The organism is Modestobacter sp. DSM 44400, from assembly GCF_900107175.1.
Classification (GTDB): domain Bacteria; phylum Actinomycetota; class Actinomycetes; order Mycobacteriales; family Geodermatophilaceae; genus Modestobacter.
In genome coordinates, this window is the sequence record NZ_FNOZ01000002.1 from 46,376 (window position 1) to 66,109 (window position 19,734).

21 protein-coding genes are annotated in these 19,734 nt (G+C 74.5%); 8 read left to right on the plus strand and 13 right to left on the minus strand.

Annotated features, from left to right (window positions below):
- Nucleotides 1-41 precede the first annotated feature (41 nt).
- Nucleotides 42-719 (minus strand): hypothetical protein, encoded by a 678-nt coding sequence (locus BLW04_RS02510; protein ID WP_091536966.1) that lies wholly within the window; start codon nt 717-719, stop codon nt 42-44.
- Between the two features lie 114 nt (nt 720-833).
- Nucleotides 834-2,930: an elongation factor G-like protein EF-G2 gene (locus BLW04_RS02515; protein ID WP_254780976.1), complete on the minus strand. Its 2,097-nt coding sequence runs from the start codon at nt 2,928-2,930 to the stop codon at nt 834-836.
- Between the two features lie 85 nt (nt 2,931-3,015).
- Here BLW04_RS02515 and BLW04_RS02520 point away from each other — a divergent pair, with 85 nt between their 5' ends.
- Nucleotides 3,016-4,095: a threonine aldolase family protein gene (locus BLW04_RS02520; RefSeq protein ID WP_091537316.1), complete on the plus strand. Its 1,080-nt coding sequence runs from the start codon at nt 3,016-3,018 to the stop codon at nt 4,093-4,095.
- On the opposite strand, the gene BLW04_RS02525 is transcribed toward BLW04_RS02520, so the two are convergent.
- Nucleotides 4,070-4,867: a cytochrome c oxidase assembly protein gene (locus tag BLW04_RS02525; protein WP_175483873.1), complete on the minus strand. Its 798-nt coding sequence runs from the start codon at nt 4,865-4,867 to the stop codon at nt 4,070-4,072. The two genes, BLW04_RS02520 and BLW04_RS02525, sit on opposite strands and share 26 nt — an antisense overlap.
- Nucleotides 4,864-5,334 (minus strand): DUF2243 domain-containing protein, encoded by a 471-nt coding sequence (locus BLW04_RS02530; protein WP_091536972.1) that lies wholly within the window; start codon nt 5,332-5,334, stop codon nt 4,864-4,866. The genes BLW04_RS02525 and BLW04_RS02530 overlap by 4 nt, the downstream gene beginning before the upstream one ends.
- Nucleotides 5,335-5,382: 48 nt before the next feature.
- On the opposite strand from BLW04_RS02530, the gene hrpB reads away from it, so the two are divergent.
- Nucleotides 5,383-7,869, plus strand: a complete 2,487-nt coding sequence (hrpB, locus tag BLW04_RS02535; RefSeq protein WP_091536975.1) for an ATP-dependent helicase HrpB — start codon at nt 5,383-5,385, stop codon at nt 7,867-7,869.
- 141 nt (nt 7,870-8,010) lie between these two features.
- On the opposite strand, the gene BLW04_RS02540 is transcribed toward hrpB, so the two are convergent.
- Together BLW04_RS02540 and BLW04_RS02545 are read right to left on the minus strand one after the other, a co-directional pair.
- The gene (locus BLW04_RS02540; protein ID WP_091536980.1) at nt 8,011-8,376 is read right to left on the minus strand and encodes a hypothetical protein; all 366 of its coding nucleotides are present in this window, start codon (nt 8,374-8,376) and stop codon (nt 8,011-8,013) included.
- 15 nt (nt 8,377-8,391) lie between these two features.
- Complete coding sequence (locus BLW04_RS02545; RefSeq protein ID WP_371327764.1) at nt 8,392-9,642, minus strand: chromate transporter; 1,251 nt, start codon at nt 9,640-9,642, stop codon at nt 8,392-8,394.
- A gap of 361 nt (nt 9,643-10,003) precedes the next feature.
- On the opposite strand from BLW04_RS02545, the gene BLW04_RS02555 reads away from it, so the two are divergent.
- Nucleotides 10,004-10,192: a hypothetical protein gene (locus BLW04_RS02555; protein WP_091536982.1), complete on the plus strand. Its 189-nt coding sequence runs from the start codon at nt 10,004-10,006 to the stop codon at nt 10,190-10,192.
- Between the two features lie 285 nt (nt 10,193-10,477).
- On the opposite strand, the gene BLW04_RS02560 is transcribed toward BLW04_RS02555, so the two are convergent.
- The 4 genes from BLW04_RS02560 to BLW04_RS02575 form a co-directional block, all read right to left on the minus strand.
- Nucleotides 10,478-10,741 carry a YggT family protein gene (locus tag BLW04_RS02560; RefSeq protein ID WP_091536985.1) on the minus strand — a complete coding sequence of 88 codons (264 nt, stop codon included), beginning with the start codon at nt 10,739-10,741 and terminating at the stop codon, nt 10,478-10,480.
- Nucleotides 10,742-10,861: 120 nt separating this feature from the next.
- On the minus strand, nt 10,862-11,341 hold the full coding sequence (locus tag BLW04_RS02565) for a glycine-rich domain-containing protein (protein ID WP_091536988.1): 480 nt from the start codon (nt 11,339-11,341) through the stop codon (nt 10,862-10,864).
- A 296-nt stretch (nt 11,342-11,637) separates the two neighbouring features.
- Nucleotides 11,638-12,204, minus strand: a complete 567-nt coding sequence (locus tag BLW04_RS02570; RefSeq protein WP_091536991.1) for a DsbA family protein — start codon at nt 12,202-12,204, stop codon at nt 11,638-11,640.
- A gap of 628 nt (nt 12,205-12,832) precedes the next feature.
- Nucleotides 12,833-13,408: a hypothetical protein gene (locus tag BLW04_RS02575; RefSeq protein WP_091536993.1), complete on the minus strand. Its 576-nt coding sequence runs from the start codon at nt 13,406-13,408 to the stop codon at nt 12,833-12,835.
- A gap of 164 nt (nt 13,409-13,572) precedes the next feature.
- Between BLW04_RS02575 and BLW04_RS02580 the strand changes: the two genes are divergently transcribed.
- The gene (locus BLW04_RS02580) at nt 13,573-13,986 is read left to right on the plus strand and encodes a MerR family transcriptional regulator (protein ID WP_217630806.1); all 414 of its coding nucleotides are present in this window, start codon (nt 13,573-13,575) and stop codon (nt 13,984-13,986) included.
- A 996-nt stretch (nt 13,987-14,982) separates the two neighbouring features.
- Here BLW04_RS02580 and BLW04_RS25635 read toward each other — a convergent pair.
- From BLW04_RS25635 to BLW04_RS02590, 3 genes are all read right to left on the minus strand, one after another.
- On the minus strand, nt 14,983-15,114 hold the full coding sequence (locus BLW04_RS25635; protein ID WP_139306705.1) for an SDR family oxidoreductase: 132 nt from the start codon (nt 15,112-15,114) through the stop codon (nt 14,983-14,985).
- Nucleotides 15,115-15,242: 128 nt separating this feature from the next.
- Nucleotides 15,243-16,031 (minus strand): SDR family NAD(P)-dependent oxidoreductase, encoded by a 789-nt coding sequence (locus BLW04_RS02585; protein ID WP_091536998.1) that lies wholly within the window; start codon nt 16,029-16,031, stop codon nt 15,243-15,245.
- Between the two features lie 640 nt (nt 16,032-16,671).
- Complete coding sequence (locus BLW04_RS02590) at nt 16,672-17,115, minus strand: hypothetical protein (protein ID WP_254780977.1); 444 nt, start codon at nt 17,113-17,115, stop codon at nt 16,672-16,674.
- Nucleotides 17,116-17,223: 108 nt separating this feature from the next.
- On the opposite strand from BLW04_RS02590, the gene BLW04_RS02595 reads away from it, so the two are divergent.
- The 4 genes from BLW04_RS02595 to BLW04_RS02610 are packed head-to-tail and all read left to right on the plus strand — an operon-like array spanning nt 17,224 to nt 19,691.
- Nucleotides 17,224-17,553: an ArsR/SmtB family transcription factor gene (locus BLW04_RS02595; protein WP_091537002.1), complete on the plus strand. Its 330-nt coding sequence runs from the start codon at nt 17,224-17,226 to the stop codon at nt 17,551-17,553.
- A 25-nt stretch (nt 17,554-17,578) separates the two neighbouring features.
- Nucleotides 17,579-18,499, plus strand: coding sequence for a cation diffusion facilitator family transporter (locus BLW04_RS02600; protein WP_091537005.1), 921 nt, complete (start codon nt 17,579-17,581; stop codon nt 18,497-18,499).
- 29 nt (nt 18,500-18,528) lie between these two features.
- Entirely contained in the window at nt 18,529-19,263 is a 735-nt protein-coding gene (locus tag BLW04_RS02605; protein ID WP_091537007.1) for a cation efflux transmembrane domain-containing protein, read from the plus strand.
- A 17-nt stretch (nt 19,264-19,280) separates the two neighbouring features.
- Nucleotides 19,281-19,691, plus strand: coding sequence for a YkvA family protein (locus BLW04_RS02610; RefSeq protein ID WP_254780979.1), 411 nt, complete (start codon nt 19,281-19,283; stop codon nt 19,689-19,691).
- Nucleotides 19,692-19,734 lie beyond the last annotated feature (43 nt).

Genomic DNA, 19,734 nt, shown 5'->3' on the forward strand with positions numbered 1-19,734 from the left:
CAGGTGGCGGGCTGGACGGACCACCCCGTCATCGGACATGCCTACCGGTCGGCGGACGTCCCCGCTGACCCGGTGAGCTGGGCCACGATCCGGGCCGGGTCGGTGACGACGTCCAGGTGCCGGCCGGCGCCGTTGCCGGTCACCGACCAGCCGCGGGCCCGGGCCTGCGCGGCGGACCGGTCGTAGCCCGGCGAGAGGTGGACGTACCGGACGTCGCCGTCCGGCCAGTCGGCGGGCCCCGGGACAGCGACCGTGTAGAAGTCGGCCGGTAGCTCCGGCGCCTCGGCCGCGACCGTGGCCCGCAGCTGTGGGTCGGGCAGCTGGGCAGCGAGCTCGTCGTCCTCCCACCACGTGGGCCAGGCGGCGATCCGGCCGTCGCGGACGAGGCCGGCCACCTGCTCCTGTAGCTCCGGCGACGTCGTGGTCGCGCCCGTGGCGGCCGGCACGATCGCGTCCAGCCAGACCACCCGGCGGGCGCCGACCGCGGCGGCGACGGCGGGCAGCACGACCCCCGCCCCGGAGAACCCGAGGACGACGTCGGCGGCGCCGGTGACCGCGGCCGCGGCAGTGAACCGGTGGTACCAGCCGGGCGCCGTGGTCACCGCGCCGCGGAGGTCCGGGACGGCGACGTCCGCGCCCTGGGCCCGGAGTTCGCCGGCCAGCGGGCCCAGCACCGCCGGCCCCAGCAGGGGTGGGTGGACCAGCAGCCAGGTGCGCACGACGGGCAGTCTGCCGGGCCGGCTGCCCCGTGGAGTGTGCGACTGGGGCGCGTTCTGGGCCTGGGATGCGCCCCGACCGCACATCACCGCCGGGCCGGTCGCCCACCGGCGGGGTCAGGCCGGCTGGAGCTCGGCCACGACCGCCGCCGGAGCCGGCTCGTGACCCAGCGGCGTCCGGGTGAACCGGCCGGTGCCGTGGGCGACCGCCCGCAGCGCGCCGGGATAGTCCAGCAGCTCCCGCTCGGGCACCTCGGCGCGCACGGTCGCCCGGTCCTCGTCGGGTGCGGTGTCGCTGCCGGTGACCCGGCCCCGCCGCGCGGCGAGGTCGCTGAGCACCGCCCCGACGTGCTCGGCCGGCACGGTGACCTCGACCCGGCACCACGGCTCCAGCACTCGGCTGCCGGCCGCGGTGGCCAGCTCCCGGAGGGCCAGCGCGCCGGCGGCCTGGAACGCGGCGTCGGAGGAGTCCACGGAGTGCGCCTTGCCATCGACCAGGGTCACCTCGACGTCCACCAGCGGGCGGTCGCCGCTCACCCCGCGGGCGGCCTGCGCCCGCACGCCCTTCTCCACGCTGCCGTGGAACTGCCCCGGCACGGAGCCGCCGACCACCCGCTGGTCGAACACGATGCCCGACCCCGGCGCCCCTGGCCGGCCCTCCAGGACGACGACGGCGTACTGCCCGTGGCCGCCGGACTGCTTGACGTGCCGGCCGGTCACGGTGGCCGGGCCGGCCAGGGTCTCGACCAGCGACACCCGCACCGGCGGCGTCTGGACGGCGACGCCGAACCGGACGCGCAGCCGGTCCAGCAGCACCGCGGCGTGCGCGTCCCCGACGCACCACAGCAGCGCCTGCCCGGTGTCGACTCGGCGCTCCAGCCGGACCGTCGGGTCCTCGGCAACCAGCCGGGCCAGCGCGGTGGCCAGCCGGTCCTCCTCGGCCCGGGAGGCCGCCTCCACGGCGACCGGCAGCTGCGGCTCGGGCAGGTCCCAGGGCGCGACCAGCAGCGGGCGGTCCGGGCTGGACAGGGTGTCACCGGTCTCGGCCGACCCGAGCCGGGCGACCGCGCAGACGTCGCCGGCCGGGCACTCCGCCACCGGTCGGAGCACCGGGCCGAGCGGGCAGGACAGCGCGCCCACCCGTTCGTCGGCGTCGTGGTCGGGGTGGCCCCGCTCGGCATGGCCGTGCCCGGAGACGTGCAAGGCCATGTCCGGCCGCAGCGTGCCGGAGAAGACCCGGACCAGCGAGATCCGCCCCAGGTAGGGGTCGGTCGTCGTCTTCACCACCTCGGCGACCAGCGGGCCGGCCGGATCGCAGCCCACCGCGGCGACCGGGCGGCCGCCGAGGTCGGTGACCACCGGGCAGGGCCGCTCCAGCGGCGACGGGAAGGCCGTCACCACCAGATCGAGGACCTCGCGCACCCCCAGGCCGGACAGCGGAGCGCTGAACAGCACCGGGTGCAGCGCACCGCGGGCCACCGCCGTCTCCAGGTCGGCGACCAGCTCGCTGCCCGAGACCGGCTCGCCCGCGAGGTAGCGCTCCAGCAGCGTCTCGTCCTCGCTCTCGGCGATCACCGCCTCGATGAGCTCGGCCCGCAGCTGGTCGGCGTCCGGAAGGCCCGGGTGCGGCTCGAGCAGCGACGCCACCGCCCGGGGTGCGCCGTCCGGCCCGGGCTCGACGACGTGCAGCTGGTGCACCCCACCCAGGTGCTCCCGGCAGGCACGGACCGCACCGGCGAGGTCCGCGCGCGGCCGGTCGGCCTGGGTGATGACCACCGCCCGCGGCATGCCCACCGCGGCGCACTCGTCCCACAGCTGCACGGTGGCGGCGTCGATGCCGGCCACCGCGGAGACCACGAACAGCGCGGCGTCCGCGGCCCGCAGCGCCGCCCGCACCTCACCGACGAAATCCGGCCCGCCGGGGGTGTCCAGCAGCGTCAGCCGGTGACCAGCGTGCTCGACGGTGGCCGCGGCCAGCGACACGGAGTGCTGCTCGCGGACCTCGACCTCCTCGGTGTCCAAGCAGGTCGTGCCGTCCTCGACCCGGCCGGCCCGCGACAGCGCACCGGAGGCGGCGAGCAGCGCCTCCGCCAGCGTGGTCTTGCCGGCCGCCGTCCGCCCGACCAGCGCGACGTTGCGCACCCGGTCGGCCGGGCGGGGCACCGGTGCGCCCGCCTGGTCCCGACTGGAGTCCCTGCCGTTTCGTGTGGCCACCGGACCTCCGCGGAAGACGTCGTCGTCCAGGACTCCAGCGTGGCCCTCGTCGTCCCGTCGGACAACCCCCCGCCAGACTGGCGCCGTGGACGACGACCTCACGGCCCTCCGGGACTCGTGCACGCGCTTCCTGACCGGGCACGGGCCCCAGCGGGCCGCCGACCTGCTCGCCGACATCCCGCCGGGGACGGCGGTGGACCGGTACGGCGAGGGTGGCGTGGTCACCGAGCTGGAGGCCGAGGTCGCCGGGATGCTCGGGCAGCCCGCCGCCGTGTACCTGCCGAGCGGGACGATGGCCCAGCAGTCGGTGCTGCGGGTGCACGCCGATCGCACCGGCCGACGCACCGTGCTGTTCCACCCCGAGTGCCATCTCGACCAGCACGAGGGCCGGGCGCTGGAGCGGCTGCAGCGCCTCGTCGGCCGCCCGGTCGGCGACCGTTCCCGGCTGCTCACCCTCGCCGACCTGGCCACGGTGGCCGAGCCGGCCGCCGCGCTGGTGCTGGAGCTGCCGCAGCGCGACCTCGGCGGCCAGCTGCCAGCGTGGGACGACCTGGTCGCGCAGGCCTCGTGGGCCCGCGAGCGCGGCAGCGCGGCGCACCTCGACGGCGCCCGGCTGTGGGAGGCCTCGGCCGGGTACGACCGCTCCCCCGCCGAGATCGCCGCCCTGTTCGACACCACCTACGTGAGCTTCTACAAGGGGCTGGGCGCGCTGGCGGGCTGCTGCGTGGCCGGTCCGGCCGACGTGGTGGCCGAGGTGCGGGAATGGCGGGGGCGGATGGGCGGGACCCTGTTCGGGCTGTGGCCGGGTGCGGCGTCCGCGCTCACCAACCTGCGCCGCCGCCTTCCGCGGATGCCCGAGTATCTCGAGCACGCCCGGGCGGTCGCCGCCGCCGTCCGGGACCTGCCGGGCGTGAGCGTCGTTCCTGACCCACCGCAGACGCCGATGCTGCACCTGCTGCTCCGGACGACGCCGGAGGCCTTCGCCGCCGCGGCCCGCTCGCTGGCCGCCGACCAGGAGTTGTGGACCTGGCCGAAGGCGATGACCACGGTCGACCCGGGCGTGCAGCGGGTGGAGCTCCCGGTGGGCGACGCCACCCTGGCGCTGACCCCGGCGGAGGTCCGCGCCGCAGTTTCGGCGCTCAGCGGGTCGGCACCGGCGCGCTGAGCGCACGGCGCTGCTCGGCGCGCAGCCGCCGGCCGGTGCGCCGGTACCACTCGGCCATCACCGCGACCGCGAGCACCAGCTCGATCGCGTCGCCGCCGTAGTACAGGAGCTCTGCGCCGGCGCGGACCTCGTCGGCGGCGCCGAGGCCGGCCGGTGGGTGCGCGTACAGCAGCTTGGCCAGCACGCCGTGCCCCGCCGACAGCAGCACCAGGACGGCCGCCCGCGCCGGGGTGGACAGCCGCCGGGGCATCGGGTCAGCCCCGATCAGCAGCCAGCTGACCAGGCAGCCGGTGAGCACCATGTGCTCGTGCACCAGCACGTGCGCCAGTGGCGAGGCGTGCAGCAGCCCGGACAGCGGCGTCAGGTAGAGCGCCGCGAGCGACCCGAGCTCCAGCGGGACGACGACCGCCGGCGCGGTGAGCACCCGCAGCGGCGCGCTGTGCAGCACCCGCAGCAGGCCGCGGCGCGGACGGCGGGGCAGCGTCCGCAGGGCCAGGGTGACCGGCGCCGAGCACGCCAGCAGCAGGGGCGCCAGCATGACCAGGGCCAGGTGCTGGGCGACATGCCACGGGAACTCCCCGGTCCCCGCGACCAGCGGCGGCGACAGCGCCGCCGCGGCGACGGTCAGCCCGCCGGCGGCGGCGAGCAGCCGGGTACGCGGCCACGCCGTCCGCCGCCGGCGGAGCACTCCCCAGCCGGCCAGGTACAGCGCTGCGGCCGTGGCGGGCAGGAGCAGCGCCAGCCAGGCGCCCGCCCCTGGCGGGTGGGTCACCAGGGCGGTGCGGCGATCTGGCGCGCCGGCCGGCGCGACAGCGCGAGGCCGGCGAGCAGCAGGACTACCCCGGCGACGTCCCAGGCCAGGTCGTAGGGCAGCAGGTCGACCCCGTACCGGACCTGGTGCAACCCGAAGAGCTTGTGCTGGACCAGCCCGTCGTAGAGCTGGAAGCCGCCGGCGCCGATCAGCCCGCCGGCCCACACGCGCACCGGCACGGTCGCCCGCCGCCGGTGCAGATCGGCGAGCAGGAACAGTCCGACCACGACCGCCGTCCAGCTGAACGCGTGGAAGAGGCCGTCGGAGACGAGGCCGGCGGCGCTGGTCCCGCGGTCGTAGAAGTGGTGCCAGTGCAGCAGCTGGTGGAAGACCGTCTCGTCGACGAAGCCCGCCGCCCCGATGCCGATGAGCACCCCCGTGAGCACCGAGCGGCCGGTGCGGGCCGGACGCTCTCCTGGTTCGGCCACCGGGTCATCCTGGCAGTCCGCCGCCGCCCCGGCAGGGAGACTGGCCCCGTGCTGCCACCCGCCGGGACGCCCGGGACCGATCTGCCGGTCCGCGCGGTGCTGGCCGCGCTGGACACCGCCCTCGGCAGGTCCGGCACCGCCGTCCTGGTCGCCCCACCGGGCACCGGCAAGACGACGCTGGTGCCGCTGGCGCTGGCCGACCGGCTGCCCGGCCGGGTGGTCGTGGCCGAGCCGCGGCGGGTCGCCGCCCGGGCCGCGGCCCGCCGGATGGCGGCCCTCCTTGGCGAACCGGTCGGGCGCTCGGTGGGCTACAGCGTCCGCGGCGACAGCCGCCGCAGCGCCGACACCCGGGTCGAGGTGGTCACCACCGGGCTGCTGGTTCGCCGGCTGCAGGCCGACCCGGAGCTGCCCGGGGTATCCGCCGTCGTGTTGGACGAGTGCCACGAGCGGCAGCTGGACACCGACCTGGCGCTGGCGTTCGCCGTTGACGTCCGGACGGCGCTGCGCCCGGAGCTCGAGCTGCTGGCCATGTCGGCCACCGCGCAGGCCGGCCGGCTGGCGGTGCTGATGGGAGCCGACGACGGGGCCGCCCCCGTGGTCGAGGCGACCGGGTCGCTGCACGCCGTCGAGCCGGTCTGGTGCCCACCGGAGCCGCCGGTCGCGCCGCCGCACGGGCTGCGGGTCGACCCGCGGCTGCTCGACGCCGTCGCCGCGACGACGCGGCGGGCGCTGACCGAGACGACCGGCGACGTGCTGGTCTTCCTGCCCGGCGCCGCGGAGATCGCCGGCGTCGCCGGCCGGCTGGCCGGGGTGGACGCCGACGTCCGGCCGCTGCACGGCCGGCTGCCCGCCGCCGACCAGGACGCCGCTCTCTCCCCCGGCCCCCGGCGCCGGGTGGTGCTGTCCACCGACGTGGCCGAGACCAGCCTGACCGTGCCGGGCGTGCGGACCGTGGTCGACGCCGGGCTGGCCCGGGTGCCGCGTTTCGACGTGGCCCGCGGGCTGGGCGCACTGGTCACCGTCCGGGTGTCCCGCGCCTCCGCCGTCCAGCGCGCCGGGCGGGCCGGCCGGGAGGGACCGGGCCGGGTGTACCGGCTGTGGTCGGCCGCCGAGCACGACCGGTTGGCCGCCGCCGCCGAGCCGGAGATCGCGGTCGCCGACCTGACCGGGCTGGCCCTGGAGCTGGCCTGCTGGGGAGCGCCGGACGGCGCGGGCCTGGCGTTGCCCGACACCCCACCGGAGGCCGCGTTCACCGTCGCCCGGCACACGCTGCGCGAGCTCGGCGCGGTGGGCGACGCCGGCCGGGTCACCGCCCGCGGCCGCGCGCTGACCGCCGTCGGCGCGCACCCCCGGCTGGCCCGTGCGCTGCTGGACGGCGCACCGCTGGTCGGCCGGCGGCGGGCGGCGGAGGTGGTGGCGCTGCTGTCGGCCGACGTCCCGTCCCGCTCCGACGACCTGGTCGCCGACTGGCGGGCGCTGCGCAGGTCCCGAGACGGCGCGGCCGCTCGCTGGCGCGACGAGGTAACCCGGCTGACCCGGTCCACGCCGTCCGCGGCGGACACCGACCTGCCCGACGACGTAGCCGCCGGGCTCGTCGTCGGACTGGCGCACCCCGAGTGGCTGGCCCGTCGGCGCGCGGAGACCGAGCGCACCTACCTGCTGGCCGCCGGCACCGGCGCCGAGCTCGCGCCGGGCACGGCCCTGTCCGGTGCGCCGTGGCTGGCGGTCGCCGCCGCCGACCGGGCGCCGGGCCGGCGGGACGCCCGGGTGCGCTCGGCGGTGGCCGTCGACGAGGCGACCGCGCTGGAGGCCGGCGCGGCCGCACACACCGACGGACCGGAGGTCGCCTGGCGCGATGGCGACGTACGCGCGGCCCGGGTCGAGCGGCTGGGCGCGATCGTGCTCACCGAGCGGCCGCTGCCCTCGCCGGACCCGGCCGCAGTCGCCGCTGCCGTCGCCGAGGGGCTGCGCCGCGAGGGGCTGTCGCTGCTGCGCTGGACGCCGGCCGCGGTCGCACTTCGGGAGCGGCTCGCGGCCGCGCACTCCGGGCTGGGCGCGCCGTGGCCGGCGGTGGACGATGAGGCGCTGCTGTCCGGGCTGGCCGAGAGCCCGGCGCTGTCGGCCGCCCGGAGCCGCGCGGACCTGGCCCGGATCGACGTCGTCGGGGCGCTGCGGGCGCTCATTCCCTGGCAGCTGGCCGGGCGGCTGGACGAGCTGGTCCCCGAGCGGGTCGAGGTGCCCACCGGCACGCGGGTCCGGGTGGACTACGCCGACCCCGCGGTGCCGACCGCGTCGGTGCGGGTGCAGGAGGTGTTCGGCTGGGCCGACGCCCCGGTGGTCGCCGGCCGGCCGCTGCGGCTGCAGCTGCTGTCCCCCGCCTCGCGGGTCGTGGCCACCACCGCAGACCTGGCCGGGTTCTGGGTCACCGGCTACCCCGCCGTCCGCAGTGAGCTTCGCGGCCGCTACCCCCGGCACCCGTGGCCGGAGGACCCGACCACCGCGCCGGCCACCCGGCGGGTCAAGCCGCGCGGCTGACCAGGGCATCGGGATCCGGCCAGCTTGAGGCCAGCCCGCCGGCGGCGTTTGTGGGTCGACCATCGAAAGTCCTCATCCTGGCGACGGTCTTAGCCGCAGGCGGTCGAAGCTGGCCTCTTCCGGTAGGAGAGTGGCTGGCTCTCAGTAGAGGTAGACGTCGACGGCGAAGGCGATCAGCCCGGCGACCAGGGCGAGTAGGGCGGTTCGCCGGCCAGTGGCGGCCAGGGGCCCCAGGCCGAGGGCCAGCGCGGTCAGTGCGATGGTGAAAACGCCCGAGCCGGTGTCCTGCCAGCTCGCCGGTAGGACGGCCAGGGGCGCGTCGGTGAAGAACTCGTGGGCGTGGGTGGCGCGCAGGATCGCGTTCCACGCCGTGGGGGCGAGCAACGTGGTCAGACCGACGGTGAGCGTGACCAGCACCCGGCGGGTGGGGCTGAGCAGCGCAGCGGCGACTGCGGCGAGGACACCGGAGAGAATGGCGCCGTAGATGATGGTGGACCAGGCGAGCACGAGGACTCCAGGAGATCAGAGGAGGGCCGGTCCAGTAGGCCCGTTGCCAGCCCCAGGAGTGCGCAAACGCCGAGGGTGGGCAACACCGACCACTTGAGCCGGAGGAGCAGAAGCCCGGCGACCGCCGCGACGATTCCCGCGACCGGGCGCAGGCTGGCCAGGTCGGGCAGCTGCAGGTGCACTGGCCCCCAGGCCAGCAGAACTGCGGGCGAAGAGGGTGTGCAGTGCGAAGTAGACGGCGAGATTGGCGATCACGCCGACGACGGCGGCGGTGATGCCGCTCAACGCCGCGGACAGCGCGGCGTTGCCGCGCAGGCGTTCGACGTAGGGAGCGCCGAGGAAGATGAACACGAAGCAGGGCACGAAGTGACCCAGGTGGTCAGCAATGCAGCGACCACCGCCGCCACTCACGGGTTCAAGGTCCCGGGATCGCGTTAGGCCCCGACGGACGCGACGAACTGCACCACCATGATCAGCGGGCCCGGAGTCGTCTCGGCCAGCGCCAGGCCGCGGACCATCTCCCCCGGGCGCCAGCCATCCGAAGACCTGCACCGCCTGGTGCGCGACGTAGGGCAGCACGGCGTAAGCGCCGCCGAAGGTGACCAGGGCCGCGCCGGAGCAGAACAGGCCCTGCCCGGTGAAGATGCTGCCGGTCCCGGTCAACGCCGCCACGACCAGCACCGGGAGACCCCAGGCGAGCAGGCCCACGGTGAGGACCCTCAACGCATGCGTGCGGCTGGGACGCTCGGTGTGCAGCGCACCGTCGGGGATCAGTGGCGCCGGCCCGTCCTCGGCGCTGCCGTGGCCGCCGGCGGTGCGCATCGTGTGTGGCGCCCACCGGCGCAGCGCCCAGCCGGCCACCGCCGCCGCCGCGATGACGGCGGGAAAAAGCGGACCGAACACCGACAGGGCGAGGAAGGCCGCCACCGCCAACGCCATGAGCGCGGGATGGCCGAGCGCACGCCCCCCGACGCGCACCACTGCCTGCGCCACGATCGCCAACACCGCCGGCGCCACTCCGGCGAACAATGCGCTGACCAGCGTGGAATCCCCGGCGCCGGCGTAGATCGCGGAAAGGCCCAGCAACGCGACCACGCCGGGCAGGACGAACAGCGTGCCGGCGACCAGGCCGCCGCGCAGGCCGTTGAGCAGCCAGCCGACGTAGATCGCCAGTTGCTGCGCCTCAGGCCCGGGCAGCAGGGTGCGCGCCCGGTTGACTCCGGCAGCGCTCCTGCGGCGTCGGCTTCGGCGCGCACCGCCCGGTATTCCTCAGCCCGGGCCGCGGCCATCCCGACCGCCAGCTCACGCTCCTGGGTCGCCGACGCTGGCTGGGCCAGCCACACCCCGGCGGTGCCCGCCGCCTCACGCGCCTCGGCGGGATCCACTCCAGCTGTTCGCGCGTACGGGCATCGGCCGGCAGCGCCACCAACCCGTCTGTCAGCTGTGCCACACCCAACCGCCGCAGCTTGCGCGACACCGCGCTCCGCGGCGTCGACGGCTCCGCAGCGCCGTCGGGGCGGCTGACGTTCATCCGCACGGCCCAGCGCCTCGGAGTGACTCCGGACGAGGCGAAGGAGATCCTCCGCTTCCGTGAGCGGGGGAGGCGCCATGTACCTATGTCCGCGGGGTGCTCGACGCGCAGCTCACCACGATCGACCGGCGCATCGCCGAGCTGGAGAAGTTACGGGGCCAACTGGTGGAGCTCGCCGCCGAAGCCGACCACCTACCGCCGGCGGCCGCGGGCGTCACCTGCCAGCTCATCGAGCACGTTAGGCAGCACGTGGAAGCGTCGGCGCCGCCACAGTCGCAAGCCTGACCAGCTGAGGCCGCCCGCGCCCGGGTGGACCGGGTCAGGCGGAGGTGCCGGTCATCTGGCGGCAGGCCTCGGCGGCCTTGCGGCAGGCCTCCGCGCACTCGGTCTTGCCGGTCCGCTCACATTCCTGCGCGCACCGCTGACAGGCGTCGGCGCAAATCCGGCAGAGCTCGGCGGAGCACTGGCCGCCGCGGGCGAGCAGCGGGATGCATGCCTGGCATAGGTCGCCTCGGTCGAGGGCGCTGCTGTGTGCCCGGCGGCTGCCGCCCGCCCCGGCTCGGCGGGGGTTCAGCCGATCCGGCCCAGCGCCACCGAGGCGGCGGCGTCGACGACCAGCAGTAGCAGCGCAGCGACCCATGGCGGTAGCCGCAGCAGGCGGGTCAGCGGGCCCACGAAAGGATCGGTCAGCGGCATGGCGAAGGGCGACAGACGCCGGTCCTCACCGGCGCCGGGCAGCACCGGCAGCAGCACCCGCCACACCAGCCAGAACCCGTAGAACCCGAGCACCAGCTGGCCGACTTCGATCAGTACTTCCGCCCCGAAGCCAGCCACGTCAGCGGGCGTGAGGGGTCGGCGGCCAGGTGCCGGTGCTGTCCTCGGTGCCGGGGGTCCCGGCGGTCGTCGTCCGGGCGGGTCCTGGCGGTCGGGGGGGTTTCCGGGCTGGGGGTGTCCTCACGAGCCGCTCTGGCAGTTGGCGTTGCAGTCCGCGGTGCAGTTGCCCTCCTGCTGGCACTGGGCGCCGGCCGCCGGCCACAGCTGGCCATCCAGCGGGCGGAACCGCTCGGTGAGCAGCGCCCGGGTGCGCGCGTAGGTGCTCTCGTCCTCCTCGTCGTCACCGTGGCCGTCACCGGGGTCGGTCGGTTGGTGGTGGATGAACCGGCCGAAGGTGGCGGCGCAGAAGTCGGCGTAGTCGCGGGTGAACAGAATGAAAGTGTGCCAGGCGGTGTCGACCGCGCGCGAGGGCGCGACCGGCTGATCGCTGTCGGCGGCGACGGTGAGGAACTTGGCCATCTCGGTGATCCGGTCGCCGGCCTCGGCGGCGCCGAGCCGTTGATCGGCGGCGAGCTTGGCAACCACCTGCGGGTAGCGATCGGTGACGGAGTGCACGTCAGCGGCCGCCGGAGTGGCTCGATCGAGGGTCGGGGTGCTCATGGGGGTGCTCCTTGCCTTGGGCGAACGGTGTTGTCCTGGGCGCCATCGGCGTGTCCCGCGGATTGTGGGGCCGGTGGCCGTGCCCTGCACTCCCGCAGCCGCTGCCCGGGGGCGGGATAGGAGGCGCAGGGACGGGGCGAGAGGCGCGGCCGCCGCGGTCGCCGCGGTCGCCGCGGTCACGGATCTCGGGCCGGTGCGGGGCCAGCACTTGCACCGGGTCGCGGGCGCTGCACCTGTTCCCGCGCGGGCGTCGGGGGCGATGTCGGTCGCGGGCGATGACGGCAGCCGCTGCGATATCAGTGCGCCTGCGGCGGGGTGACCCGCTGCCACTCGCGCAGCACCGGCGCCCCGACGGCGAGATGGCGCAGGGTTTCCCACAGCGACCAGGCACGGTCGCCGGCCGGGACGTCGTCGAGTTTGACGAACGCCACCTCTCCCGGGCCGAAGGCCAGTGTCGGGGTGCCGAACACCCCCAGTCGTTTGGCCCGGGCGTGGTCAGCGGCCAGCGCGGCGAACGCCGAGTCATGCTCGAAGCTGCCCAGCCCGGCCTCGCGGCCCAAGCCGAGGATGTCCCCGGTGCTCAGCCGGCTGGGCTCCTCGTGCCAGGCGGTGAACATCCGCCGCCGATAGCCGGCCACGTCCCCGCCGTCGGCGCGGACCGCCTCGTGCACCGCCAGCGCGATCAGCGACACGTTGTCGGCCAGATCCGGCCGCTGGAACATCGGCGGGCCGTCATCGTGGCGGCGTTGTTCCAGCAGCGAGAACGGCCGCCATACGACCTCAACACCGTCCAACCTGTCCAGCCAGCGCCGGGCCCGGTTGGAGAACCCGCAGGTGTAGTCGAAGAACACCTCGACACTCATGGAGAGCCTCCTTGCTCGGAGCTGGATCGGTTAGCCGCTGCCATGCCTGCGGGTGTTCTCGGGCAGCCCGGCGGGCTTGTCCGAGGCGTTCGGCTACCGAGCGGGGTCATCGTGGGCGGGCTGCTCGGTCGCAGGGCCTGGCATCGGCACGTCCCGGCGGTGAGCACGCCGGGCCGCAGCCGTCCGCGGTGGCCGGCCGCGCCGAAACCCGGCCTGCCGGCGCGGTGGCGGGCGCCACGGCGCGGGGCGGGCAGCAGCCACAACCGCCAGACGCTGCCGAACCTCGATCGTCGATGTACCCATCCATCCCCTCTGCCGGGGGTGCTGAGGTGAAGCGCTGCGCCTGCTGTAGCGGAACCGGCGCTCGTTCGGCGCGGCGCCGGACCCGGCGGCGGCGGGTGAGGATGGCTGCACCGATCGCGGCGGTGAGGGCCAACGCAGCCACCGCGCCGCCCAGCCACCACGCCACCCCGGCGCCCACGGCCGCCCCGGCGCCGAGCGCCGCGGCCGGTAGGCCCATGCAGCACGCCACCGCCGTTAGCCCACCCAGCCCGGTCACCACCGCTGCGACCGCACGTGAGGAACGGGCCGTCCCGACCGCTTGTCGGCCACGGTGCTCTGGCCCTCCTCACTGCGCCACCGGGGCAGCCGCTGCAGCTGGTATCGGGGTGCCGGCGGGCTCCGGCGGCAGTTCGGTGGTGGAACGCCGGAAGACCAGCCACAGACCGGCCCACAGGAACGCCCCGTAGAGCAGGTGCACCGCCAGAACCTCCACCGCCGCCCCGGCCCCCAGGCCGAGGGCGAACGGACCCCACCCGACGTAGGGCAGCACGCTCAGGCCGGCCAGCACCCACAGCGCCAGCGCCGTGCCGAACGCGGTGCCGAACGCCGTGAGGACGCGGAGCCGCACGGCGTCGCGCCGGCGGCCCAGCGCTGCCACCGCGACCAGCGTCGCGGTCGAGACATACCCGACGTGCAGCAGCAACCCCACCGGCAGCAGCAACTTCATCCCCAGGGTGGCCTTGCCGAACAGGTGCGCGGCGAACGCCACCGCCAGCGGCATCGGCAGCCGGCTGACCTGCTCCACCGTGGCCACCACCAGCAGCGCCGACAGCGACAGGGAGATCCCCGCCCCCATCACCGCCGCCGCGACCAGGTCCCGCACGGCCGGTCCGCGCCAGCGTGCGGTCGGTCGATCGACCATGACGCCCTCCCGTCCACGTGTCTCCCCGACGCCCGTCGCGGCGTCCGGGACCAGCGTTCACCCCGTACCCGGGTACGGAGTCAAGTCCGGGCCTCGGCGGCGACCGCCCCGGCGCTCGCCCGGCGGCGACGGCGACGGCGACGGCTGGCCGGTCCGTGGCGCGGGTGCGCAGTGGGCAGCTGGCCGAGGCCGGCGGGGTGCATGTAGAGACCCTGCGGTACTACGAGCGCCGCGGGCTGCTGGAGTCCCCGCCGCGGCGCGGATCGGGATACCGCGAGTACCCCGCGGAGGCGGTGCAGCGGCTCCGGCTGATCAAGCAGGCGCAGGCGCTGGGGTTCACCCTCGATGAGATCGCGGAGTTGCTGGCGCTCAATCCGCACGCCGCGGTGGCCTGCGGCGACATGGAAGACCGCGTCCGGTCCAAGATGGCCGAACTCGACGAGAAGCTCGACGCCCTCGCCGAGCTCCGCGGCTCACTGGAACGGGTGCTGTGTGAATGCTGCGACGGCCGGCAGGCTCAGGAGGCCTGTCCGGCCCTGAGCCCCCAGCACGATCCAGCCCCAGCGCGGCGCCGCTGACCGCGTCCGCGAGTCCGATGCGGGCCTGGAGCCTCGCCCTGGCCGCGAGCCGTCGGTGACCGGCCCGGATGCTGGGCCCTCCGGCCGGGCGGCGGCCGCACGAGCGCAGCGACTGGAGCGGCCGCTCAGCCGCCGACTTGTTCCGCTCGTGGTGTCTGTCGCGGTGCTCGCGGGTCGCCTTCCCGAGCCCCGGCCGGTACGTGACCGGAGCACAGGGGATCCCGGTCGCGCTCGCCGTTCTGGTGGCCGCCACCGGGCTCTCGCTCACCACCGGGCAGGTGCGGCAGGCCCGCACCGCAACCGGCCGGCTCCTGGTCGTGCTGGCCAACCACGTCGGTGGCGCTGCCGGCGCTGGCATGGGCGGGCGGTCATCTCACCGACCGCGGTCCGCTGCGACAAGGTGTCCTGGTCGCCTGCGTGATCCTGGTCGCGCTCGGCGCGGCGCCACCGTCAGCTCCATTGGGCTGTTGACCCAGTCGGTGCCCCTCATCGCCCTGGTGCTTCTCACCTTCCTGGCCGCGCGCGCCGGTCAACGGCCGGCTGCTCACCATCGGGATTGCCCCCACTCCGTCGGCTGGCCCTCACCTGCCGATTGCGCGACTTTCGCCGTCGCCGTCGCCGTCGCCGTCGCCGTCGCCGTCGCACCACCGTGTTCGGTCCTGCCGCGGCCGCGCCACTGGGCATCTACGGCGTCCTGGTGCCGCACGACGCTCACGCCCATCCGCACATCCGCGGGCTGACATGTCGCAGCACCTGCCTGAGGTTCGCACGCGGGTGGTGGCAGGGCGGCCGGCCGACGCGGCGGCCCGTTTTCGGTTCCCGGGCTCGACGGCGACGTAACGGCACAGGTGGCGCAGCCGACACGCCGCAGAACCCCGTCAGTCTTGGCGTCGGGACGTCCCGTGCCGAACTGTCGGTCGTGGAGGCAGGCGAAGGTGGTGTGGGAGTGCCAAGCCCATTTGGCGCCACATCACTGGGCCCTCAAGTGGGGCCACTTCAGGCTGGCACACCCAGCCTGCTGTCCCCGCTCCTCGTTCCTGCCGCCTGGGCGGTGGCGCGGCCGATTCTGCTGGTAGCGCCGGTGATCAGCGCGGTCTTGCCCGTCAGGTCACTGCTGGGACCGCTCATGGAACCGGGAGCTCCTCTGCTCCACCAGGTGACGGCGGACCGATCGTGGTGGGAACGGAATGGACTCGCAGCGAGGCCAGGGGCTCGAGGTGCCGGGCGGAGGCCGGCTGGGCGGGACGGCGGTCGGGTCAGGACGACGTGTTCACCAGTTCCGCGGCCAGGTCGGACCCGACCGCCACGATCTCTCCGGTGACCTCTCCGGCCGCCAGCGCGGTGATGAGGTTCGCGGGCTGCGTGGGGTGGTTGAGCCGGCCTTCGGCGTGGAACCGCTGGAACATGCCGTGCACCCGGTCGCCGATGACCTCGGCGGGTTGGTCGCGCATGTAGTCCTGCATCGCGGTGTCGACCGGGCCGGGGTCGACTGCGGTAACGGTGACCCCGGTGCCGGCCAACTCGGCGGCGAGGTTGACCGTCAGCTGGTTGAGCCCGGCCTTGCTGGCCGAGTAGGCCGCCGCGCGGGGCATCCCTGGAGGGTTCGCTGCGCCGGTGGTCACATTGACGATCCGACCCCACCCGGCCTCCAGCATCCCCGGCAGGACATGCCGGATGCAGCGCAGCGGGCCCACCAGGTTGACCGCCACTGCCTGCGCGAACTGCTCGGGGTCGATGGTGGCCGTCGGCCCGACCGGCCAGCTCACCCCGGCGTTGTTGACCAGGACCTCGATGTTCCCGAGTTGCCCGGTCAGCCGGTGCAGCGCGTCGGCCAGCGCGGCGGCGTCAGCGACGTCACCGGACGCCCCGGCGGCACGGTGCCCGGCCGCGCGCAGCTCATCGACCGTCCGCTCCACTTCGTCAACCGACCGGGCCAGCACGGCGACCGTTGCACCCGCCTCGGCCAGGGCCAGCGCGGTCGCCCGCCCGATCCCCCGGCCACCACCGGTGACCAGCGCGATGCGGGACTGCAAGGGCAGGGCCATGGGGTTGTCTCCTCGTCCTGAAGCCAGGTCCTAACGTCAGGACCTCGGGCCGGTGGTCAGTCCTCCTGTAGCCAGGACCGACCCCTTCTACTCGCCGGCCGGACGGCTCGGTGGCCGATGCGGACGGCCGCGACCGTGCAGCCGGTTCGTCGGGCTGCTTGCGACGGGTGGTGGTGAGTCCACTGGGGCGAGGGTGGCCTCGGCGTCGTCACGGAAGCGGACCCCGATCCCCGGGTCCTCGCCCGGCCGCACGGATGTCGGGTGGCCGGTCGAACAGGTTGTCCCACCAGCCGGGCATGCACTCCACCATGTGGGCGCTCGGGCAGGCGGCCAGTAGGTGGACGCCGGTTTCGATGAACAGATGGTTGGAGATGGGCAGTCCTGGCACAACAGTCTGGCGATCGGGGCGTGTACCTGTCCGTCGTGGACCGCGCAGGCTTCCGGGAGCGGGCCGGTCGGGCCTACGCGGAGGCGATGCCCGACCCGGCGAGCAGGCTACCCACGGTGCTGTTCCCACGCTTGATACCGGTGGGCGTACCCGCTCTTACGGGTCGGTCGAGGTGACCGCGATCCCCGCCTATGCGCGCCATCAAGGCGGTAGGGCCAACGCCCCGCCGTCACCGGGCCGCCGACACCACCCTCACCGGTCGCTCGGCGAGAGGAAGCGGTCGAAGATCGCCCCCGTGGCGGCGATGACCACGACCTTGTCCAGGACGTCGATGGTGGCCTCCTTGCGCGACCACGTCCACGGCTTGCCGAGCCCGAGTGCGGTGATCATCACCAGGTCCTGGGTGTAGATGGCGCCGAACGTCGTGGCCGTGCCCCGCAGACCGCGCAGGCCCTGGTGGGCAGCCGCGCCGTAGGCGGCACCCCACATGGCCCCCAGAGCGGTGTGGGCCGCGTAGTTCAGCCGCTTCATTCCCGCGTCACTGCCCGGCTTGACGGGCAGCAGCTTCTGGACCAGCTGAGCCGGGCCGTAGCTGTCCTCACGCCCGGAGATGGGCATCTCGACCAGCTTCTGGAACGTGGTCATCACCACGCTGCCGGCCACACCGGCCAGCGCACCTCGACCGAGGTCGGCCACGAGAGAGGGGCGTCTGGTTGAAGAGGAAACGAGTCGCATGGCCCGGAGCTACCCGAGTACGGTCAGCCCGTTGGTTCATCAGTTGCTGAATACAGTTATCGCTGTAGTATGACTGTCGTGGACATCTTGACCCATGGCCAGGTGCTCGCTCGCTTCGGCCACGCGCTGTCGGATCCGACCAGAGCCCGACTGCTTCTCGCGTTGCGCGAGGCTCCCGGCTACCCGGCCGAACTCGCCGACCTGTTGGGCGTCTCGCGTCAGAACCTGTCCAACCACTTGGCCTGTCTGCGCGGCTGTGGCCTGGTGGTGTCGGTGCCTCAGGGCCGACGGGCCCGCTACGAGATCGCCGACTCAGCCCTCTCCCACGCGCTGGGGGATCTGCTCGGCGTCGTGCTCACCGTCGACCCCGCCGCCCAGTGCATGGACGACTGCCGATGACCCGGCGACGACACCGGACGCTGGCGTGAGCGGCGGCCACGACCACAGCCACGACGAGGGCACCGGTAACCGGCGCCGCCTGCTCATCGCGCTGGGCATCACCACGACCATCCTCATCGTCGAGGCCATCGGTGCCTGGGTCTCCGGCAGCCTCGCTCTCCTCGCCGACGCCGGTCACATGCTCACCGATGCCGCAGGCCTGCTCATCGCCGCCATCGCCGCCACCTTGGCCACGCGACCGGCTACCGATCAACGCACCTGGGGCTACCGCCGCGCCGAGGTCCTCGCCGCCACCCTGCAGGCCGCCGTGCTGCTCGCCGTCGGTGTCTTCGTGCTCGTTGAAGGCATCCGGCGCCTGATCGAGCCACCCGAGGTGGCGTCGGGCGCGATGGTCGTCTTCGGCATCATCGGCCTGCTCGGCAACGCGGCGTCGATCTACGTGCTCTCCCGCGGCCGCGGGGCCAACCTCAACGTCCGCGCAGCCTTCCTCGAAGTCGTCAACGATGCACTGGGATCCGCCGCGGTGCTCATTGCCGCCACCGTGATCGCCACCACCGGCTGGCTGCGCGCCGATGCCCTGGTCTCGCTGCTGATCGGCGTGCTGATCCTGCCGCGCACGATCAGGCTGCTGCGGGAGACGACCGAGGTCCTGCTCGAGGTCACTCCCCGCGGCCTGGACCTGGCAGCAGTCCGCCAGCACCTGCTCGGCCTGCCCCACGTCCACGCCGTCCACGACCTGCACGCCAGCCAGATCACCACCGGCCTGCCCGTCCTCAGCGCCCACGTCGTCATCGACGACTCCTGCTTCCTGGACGGCCACGCCCCCCAGCTGCTGGACCGACTGCAGAGCTGCGTGGCGGAGCACTTCGCCATCTCCGTCGAGCACTCCACCTTCCAACTCGAGCCCCTCTGCCACGCCGGCCACGAAGCCCCCACCCACAGCTGAGCCTCGCAGCAGGCCGCCAAGGAGCACGCGTGAGCATCCCCGCCTCCACGACGGACCACCTCAACCGCCGAGCCACCCTCATCCGCCGGATCCGACTGCTCGTCGCAGCGACGATCAGCTACAACGTGATCGAGGCCGTCGTCGCGATCACCGCCGGCAACCGCGCCTCCTCGTCGGCGCTGCTCGGATTCGGCTTGGACTCGGTCATCGAGGTGTCCTCCGCACTCGCCGTGGCCTGGCAGTTCGCCGGCCGGGACGCCGCAGCCCGGGAACGCGTGGCCCTGAAGGTCATCGCCGTCTCCTTCTTCGCGTTGGCCGCCTTCGTCACCCTCGACGCGGTCCGCTCCCTGCTCGGAGGGGCCGAGGCGGATCGCTCCACGGTCGGGATCGTGCTGGCCGCGGTCAGCCTCGCTGTCATGCCCGGGCTGTCTTACACCCAGCGCCGGGCCGGACGAGAGCTGGGCTCTGCCTCGGCGGTGGCCGACTCCAAGCAGACGTTGCTGTGTACTTACTTGTCCGCCGTGCTGCTCATCGGGCTGGTTCTCAACAGCCTGCTCGGCTGGTCGTGGGCCGACCCCATCGCCGCTCTGGTGATCGCTGCGGTCGCTGTCCGCGAAGGCCGGGAAGCCTGGGGTGGAGACAACTGCTGCTCACCGATGGCCGACGCCCTTCGATCCGGGGGAACCGAAGACACCTGCGGGTGCGCACCCGACTGCTCCTGCTGCCGGCCCAGCTCTGCGGGCGCCCCGCCCGCCGACCACTGAGCACGGGGAGCGCGGGCGTGGCCTCGACGTGGTGGTGGACGGTGGGCGGCATCCTCGGCGGTCTGCTGCTGCTCTGGGCGGCGCTGATGGCCGCCCTCTGGGTCAGTCGTCCTGAGGACGTACAACTGAAGGACGTGCTGCGGCTGCTCCCTGACGTGGTGAGGCTGCTGAGGCGCCTCGCCGCGGACCCGACCCTGCCCCGCGGCATCCGGGTCCGGCTGTGGCTGCTGCTGGGTTACCTCGCGCTGCCCATCGACCTCGTACCGGACTTCATCCCCGTCCTCGGCTACGCCGATGACGCGATCGTCGTGGCCCTTGTCCTGCGGTCGGTCACCCGCCGAGCCGGGCCTGAGGCGCTCACTCGGCACTGGCCCGGCACCTCCCAGGGCCTGGAGTCGCTGCGCCGCGTCGCGCGGCTGCCCGGGTGAGCGAGCCTGCGAGCTCACCCATGTGCGCAGCAGCACCCGCGAA

Coding starts and splice junctions, on each gene's coding strand:
- BLW04_RS02595 (WP_091537002.1), top strand. CDS start 17,224: ATGACTGTCGTGGACATCTTGACCCATGGCCAGGTGCTCGCTCGCTTC.
- BLW04_RS02585 (WP_091536998.1), bottom strand. CDS start 16,031: ATGGCCCTGCCCTTGCAGTCCCGCATCGCGCTGGTCACCGGTGGTGGC.
- BLW04_RS02565 (WP_091536988.1), bottom strand. CDS start 11,341: ATGAGCACCCCGACCCTCGATCGAGCCACTCCGGCGGCCGCTGACGTG.
- BLW04_RS25635 (WP_139306705.1), bottom strand. CDS start 15,114: ATGAGCGGTCCCAGCAGTGACCTGACGGGCAAGACCGCGCTGATCACC.
- BLW04_RS02570 (WP_091536991.1), bottom strand. CDS start 12,204: ATGAGTGTCGAGGTGTTCTTCGACTACACCTGCGGGTTCTCCAACCGG.
- BLW04_RS02575 (WP_091536993.1), bottom strand. CDS start 13,408: ATGGTCGATCGACCGACCGCACGCTGGCGCGGACCGGCCGTGCGGGAC.